Annotated in this window: 7 protein-coding genes; all 7 read left to right on the forward strand. The window is 31.1% G+C overall.

Annotated features, from left to right (window positions below; genetic code table 11):
- The first annotated feature begins 115 nt into the window (after window positions 1-115).
- The 7 genes from H8R24_RS17630 (at window position 116) to H8R24_RS17660 (ending at window position 4,925) form a co-directional block, all read left to right on the forward strand.
- A complete protein-coding gene (locus H8R24_RS17630; protein WP_187021706.1) occupies window positions 116-814 on the forward strand; it encodes a Crp/Fnr family transcriptional regulator in 699 nt (232 codons plus the stop codon).
- Between the two features lie 60 nt (window positions 815-874).
- A complete protein-coding gene (locus H8R24_RS17635) occupies window positions 875-1,333 on the forward strand; it encodes a YHS domain-containing (seleno)protein (RefSeq protein WP_187021709.1) in 459 nt (152 codons plus the stop codon).
- A 6-nt stretch (window positions 1,334-1,339) separates the two neighbouring features.
- Window positions 1,340-1,735, forward strand: coding sequence for a DoxX family protein (locus tag H8R24_RS17640; RefSeq protein WP_187021711.1), 396 nt, complete (start codon window positions 1,340-1,342; stop codon window positions 1,733-1,735).
- Window positions 1,732-2,787 (forward strand): bifunctional methionine sulfoxide reductase B/A protein, encoded by a 1,056-nt coding sequence (locus H8R24_RS17645; protein WP_317172600.1) that lies wholly within the window; start codon window positions 1,732-1,734, stop codon window positions 2,785-2,787. The genes H8R24_RS17640 and H8R24_RS17645 overlap by 4 nt, the downstream gene beginning before the upstream one ends.
- The gene (locus H8R24_RS17650) at window positions 2,780-3,280 is read left to right on the forward strand and encodes a DinB family protein (RefSeq protein WP_187021714.1); all 501 of its coding nucleotides are present in this window, start codon (window positions 2,780-2,782) and stop codon (window positions 3,278-3,280) included. The genes H8R24_RS17645 and H8R24_RS17650 overlap by 8 nt, the downstream gene beginning before the upstream one ends.
- Complete coding sequence (locus H8R24_RS17655) at window positions 3,268-3,981, forward strand: NRDE family protein (RefSeq protein ID WP_187021716.1); 714 nt, start codon at window positions 3,268-3,270, stop codon at window positions 3,979-3,981. The genes H8R24_RS17650 and H8R24_RS17655 overlap by 13 nt, the downstream gene beginning before the upstream one ends.
- A 167-nt stretch (window positions 3,982-4,148) precedes the next feature.
- Complete coding sequence (locus tag H8R24_RS17660; protein ID WP_187021719.1) at window positions 4,149-4,925, forward strand: ATP-grasp domain-containing protein; 777 nt, start codon at window positions 4,149-4,151, stop codon at window positions 4,923-4,925.
- Window positions 4,926-5,118 lie beyond the last annotated feature (193 nt).

A 5,118-nucleotide genomic window follows, 5' to 3' on the forward strand; every position in this document is an offset into this window, starting at 1 on the left:
TTGTTGAAACAAACTTTTGTGTATATTTGTAATTGTCAGTGAATGAAGTACGCAACTTCTTGTAGCTGCCAAACGTTAGCTGCAATACAAAAGACAAGACCTTACATAGTAAAGCATGACTTCAGATTTAAAATATTGGTATTTACACGAGCACAAACTTTTCAGAAATTTGAGTTTTTCAGAAATTGATGCTTTGTGTATTTTAAAACGGTTCAAAAAATCAAAGAAAAACGAAATTATTGATTTACCGTTTAGCGATAAAGAAAGGATTTATTTCCTAAAACAAGGCACTATTAAACTTGTAAAAATAGATAATGAAGGGGAAGAAATTTTGTTAGATATACTTCAAAAGGGCGACTTATTTGGGGACTTAAATTTTGAGAAATCTACAAAAAATGAAGAGTTTTTTAAGGTAGTTTCAGACGAAGCTATTATCTGTACTTTTTATAGAGAAAAATTAGAGGAAATAATTAACAAAAAACCAGACTTTGCATTTAACTACATCAAGTTTATCGGATTTAATTTTAAAAAAATTCAAAATGGCTATAGGAACATTTTGTTTAAGGACGCTAAAACTAGATTGCTGTTGCTTTTGAATACGATTATTGAAAAGGAGGATGTACAGTCATCTTCCTTTGTCCTGCCTAATTATTTAACCCAAAATGATATTGCACAACTTATTTGCACTACAAGGCAAACAATCATTTCTCTCTTCAAAGACCTTGAAAAGGAAGGTGTTTTAAGTTATACACAAAAGGGAATAATAATCCCCGATGTTCAAAAAATAAAAAACTTTGTTCAAAATGTAAAATAGTTTACATGTTGCTTTTTAAGCCCTTCTTATTTTTGTCTCATAAATTTAAAATCAAAAAGTATGAAATATTTCATTTTAGCATTTATTCTTTTGTTGTCCTCCTTTGTCTTTGCACAAAATACGGCAATAGATAGGACAAAGCATTTCAATTTAGAAAAAGGAATTGCCATTCAAGGCTACGACCCAGTGGCTTATTTCAGCAACAAAGCTTTGAAAGGTGATAAGAAATATACTGCCAAGTATATGGGAGTTGTCTATTATTTTTCATCGGAAACCAACAAAAACAATTTCCTTAAAAATCCTTCTAAATACGAACCGCAATATGGCGGTTGGTGTGCTTTTGCAATGGGTGATTATGGGAAAAAAGTTGAAATTGACCCCGAAACTTTTAAAATTGTTGATGGAAGGTTATACCTTTTTTACAACGCCTATTTCAACAACACATTAAAAAGTTGGAACAAAGACGAAAAGAATTTGAAAGCAAAGGCAGATAAAAATTGGTCAACCTTAATTAAATAAAAAATCATGAACACAAAAAACATTATTTCTTGGGTACTTAGGCTCACGGTAGCTATTATCTTATTACAAACATTGTATTTTAAATTCACTGCTCACCCCGAATCTGTACATATTTTTTCTGCTCTTGGGTTAGAACCCTGGGGTAGAATAGGCTTAGGTATTGTAGAGCTCATTACAGCCATACTTATTCTTATTCCCAAAACCAAAATCATTGGAATGATAAATAGTTTAGGAATTATTTTGGGTGCAGTTTTTTCTCATTTATTAGTTTTAGGAGTAAATGTTGGGAATGATGGTGGTGGGTTATTTACCTTGGCTATTATTGTCCTTATCGTTTCTACTATATTTTTAATATTACACAAAACTGAAGTTATTTCACTCATTAAAAGTATAAAAAAATGAAAAACATAATTATTTATTTGACAATATTATTATCTTTTTGTATGACGAGTTGCGCTCAAAACACTACAGATCAAGATAAAGTAAAAATCAATCAAACATCAACATCGAAAATGGAACTTTCAGAGCAAGAATGGAAATCAAAACTAAGTCCCGAACAATATTATATTCTTCGTGAAAAAGGAACAGAAAAACCATTTAGTGGCGAATTCACATTGTCTAAAGACAAAGGCACTTACAAATGTGCTGGATGTGGTGAAGCATTATTTTCTGATGATATGAAATTTGAATCACACTGTGGTTGGCCAAGTTTTGATAAAGAGATAGCGGGCGGAAAAATAGTACAAACAGAAGATAACAGCATGGGCATGAGAAGAACAGAAATTACTTGTGCTAAATGTGGCGGCCATTTGGGTCACATTTTTGATGATGGTCCTACTGAAACTGGTAAACGCTATTGTGTAAATTCAGGTTCGCTTTCATTTGAGCCAATAAAAAACAAAACTAAAACCGAAAGCGTAGATACGATAACCTTGGCAGGTGGCTGTTTTTGGTGCATAGAAGCCATTTTTGAAGATTTAAAAGGTGTGAAAAGTGTAGTTTCAGGCTATAGTGGTGGGAAAATTATTAATCCAAGTTACAAAGATGTATGTAGTGGAAATACCGGACATGCAGAAGTCGTTCAGATTATGTATGATTCTAAAACAATTTCGTTGGAAGAATTATTAGAAGTGTTTTTTACCTTACACGACCCTACAACAATTAATCGGCAAGGTGCTGATGAAGGCACACAATATCGTTCGGCTATTTTTTATCATAATGAAAATCAAAATAGTATTGCCCAAAAAGTAATTAAAACATTAAATACCAATAAAGCATTCGATAATCCAATCGTAACAGAAATATCAGCTTTTACAAAATTTTATAAAGCTGAAAACTACCATCAAGAATATTACGAACTCAACAAAGAGCAAGCTTATTGCAAGGCTGTGATTAAGCCGAAAATGGATAAACTTCACAAAGTATTTTCTGACAAATTAAAAAAACATGAATAATAACACATTAGCAGCAGAAGCCAAAGACGTTTTAATGCAATTAGTTGCTTGTATTGATCAATTGAACTTTGATGAATATACTCAAAAAATTAATTTGTTAAGCAAGAGTACAATTGGTGAACACACACGACACATTATTGAGTTGTTTGAGCAACTTTTATCGGGGTATGAAACTGAAAATATCAACTACGACACTAGAAAACGAGATATTCGTATTCAAGAAAACATAGATTTTGCGACAGAAAGAATTGCCAACATCATACAACAGCTAGAAAGAAACGATAAACAGCTCCTTCTTACTACACTTTATAATAATCAGGAAATGATTATTGAGTCTAACTATTATAGAGAGTTGATGTATAATATTGAACATTGCATTCATCATCAAGCCATTATTAAAATTGCATTATTGCATTTTGGTAAAACTGAAATTGCTGAAAATTTAGGTGTTGCTAAATCAACAATAGAATACAGAAAACAATGTGCACAGTAAGTTTTTACCATGATAATTCAAAGGTAATTATTACCTCAAATAGAGACGAACATATCAACAGGTCTTCTGCTATTTCTCCAAAAAAAATATCTTACGGAGCAAAAACACTGTATTATCCAAAAGACCCACAGGCAGGTGGAACTTGGTTTGCTGTGAATTCAATTGGATTTGTATTTGTTCTGCTCAATGGTGCTGAGGCCAAACATATTCCCAATCCACCATATAGGAAAAGTAGAGGATTAGTACTTTTAGACATTATAAATTCTAATAATTTTCTTGAGGAGTGGAATATAATTAACTTATCCAATATTGAACCTTTCACGGTTATTGCATTTGTTGATCATCAGTTGTTTCAAATTCGTTGGAATGAAATTGAAAAATCTTTAATTCAATTAGATTCTAATAGGGCTTACATTTGGTCTTCCACAACACTTTATAGCGAAGCTGTTATTTCAATAAGAGAAAGTTGGTTTTCTGAATTTTTAAATCAAAATAAAGAAAATATTTGTTCAGATGACTTTATTTCCTTTCATACAAATACACAGAAAAATGACACTCAAAATGGGTTGGTTATGAATAGAAAAAATTCAATGCTAACGAAAAATATTACGCAATGTGAAATAACTAAAGACAATTTCACACTCACTCATTTTGATTTGATTAGCAAAGAAAAGACAGTCATTTCAGAAATTTTGATATGAGAATTTGGTGGCATAAATTCACAAATTGGGAATACTGGTCAGTAAATATTATTTATTTACCAACCTTTTTTTTGTGGATATGGTATATGATAAAATTTCGTTCATTTTCATTTTATAAATATTCTAACCCTAGCATAAAAAATGGGGGTTTTTATGGAGACAGTAAAATGGAAATTTACAATCTTTTACCTGCTGGTTTATATCCAAGAACAGCTTTAATTCAAAAAAATGAATTAACCAATTTTGAAAAAACATTAATTGATAATAAAATTAAATTTCCATTTATTGTAAAGCCAGACATTGGTTTACGAGGAATTGATGTTCAAAAAGTAAACACAATTGAAGAATTAATTCGGTACGGTAAAAAGGCAAAAGGAAATTTCTTGATTCAAGAGCTGATTGATTTACCAAATGAAATTGGACTTTTTTATTGTAGATTACCAAGAGAAAAGAGTGGTAAAATCACAGGAATTACTCTTAAAAAATTTTTAACTGTTGAAGGAAATTGCAAAGATAACATCGAGCAGCTCATGAAAAAAAACCTTCGTTTTGAAATGCAAATATCAAAAACCAGAAACAAATTCAATCATAACGAAGTAATACCCAAACATGAAAAAAGATGTTTGGTTCCATTTGGAAATCATAATAGAGGCACAGAGTTTTTAGATGGTAAAGAATATATTACCGAGAAGTTAGAATTTACTTTTGATAACATCTTAAACAAAATTCCTGAATTTTATTACGGGAGGTTGGATATACGTTTCAATACATTTGAAGAATTAGAAAAAGGTGTAAATTTTTCTATAATAGAGCTTAATGGTGCAAAAAGCGAACCCACACATATCTATGACACTAAACATTCCTTTTGGTATGGACAACGTGAAATATTTAGACATCAAATTATATTTGGACAGATAATTAAAATGAATATGTACAGCAGCTAACAGCACCTACAAAAAATTGGCGGTTCAGTAGTTACATGAACATTTGTGCTTCGTATCAAGTTCAGTGGTGGCAGACAGTTTTCGTCTCCGAAATCGCCAACTTCTTGTAGCTGCCAAACGTTGCAATATATAATCTTGCCGAGCTTTGCGCTTAAAAAAAAATAGAAAATAATCGTAAAGCAGAAAGTATTTT

Source organism: Flavobacterium muglaense (assembly GCF_014305155.1).
GTDB lineage: Bacteria > Bacteroidota > Bacteroidia > Flavobacteriales > Flavobacteriaceae > Flavobacterium > Flavobacterium muglaense.

Coding starts and splice junctions, on each gene's coding strand:
- H8R24_RS17655 (WP_187021716.1), top strand. CDS start 3,268: ATGTGCACAGTAAGTTTTTACCATGATAATTCAAAGGTAATTATTACC.
- H8R24_RS17650 (WP_187021714.1), top strand. CDS start 2,780: ATGAATAATAACACATTAGCAGCAGAAGCCAAAGACGTTTTAATGCAA.
- H8R24_RS17660 (WP_187021719.1), top strand. CDS start 4,149: ATGGAAATTTACAATCTTTTACCTGCTGGTTTATATCCAAGAACAGCT.
- H8R24_RS17640 (WP_187021711.1), top strand. CDS start 1,340: ATGAACACAAAAAACATTATTTCTTGGGTACTTAGGCTCACGGTAGCT.
- H8R24_RS17630 (WP_187021706.1), top strand. CDS start 116: ATGACTTCAGATTTAAAATATTGGTATTTACACGAGCACAAACTTTTC.
- H8R24_RS17635 (WP_187021709.1), top strand. CDS start 875: ATGAAATATTTCATTTTAGCATTTATTCTTTTGTTGTCCTCCTTTGTC.
- H8R24_RS17645 (WP_317172600.1), top strand. CDS start 1,732: ATGAAAAACATAATTATTTATTTGACAATATTATTATCTTTTTGTATG.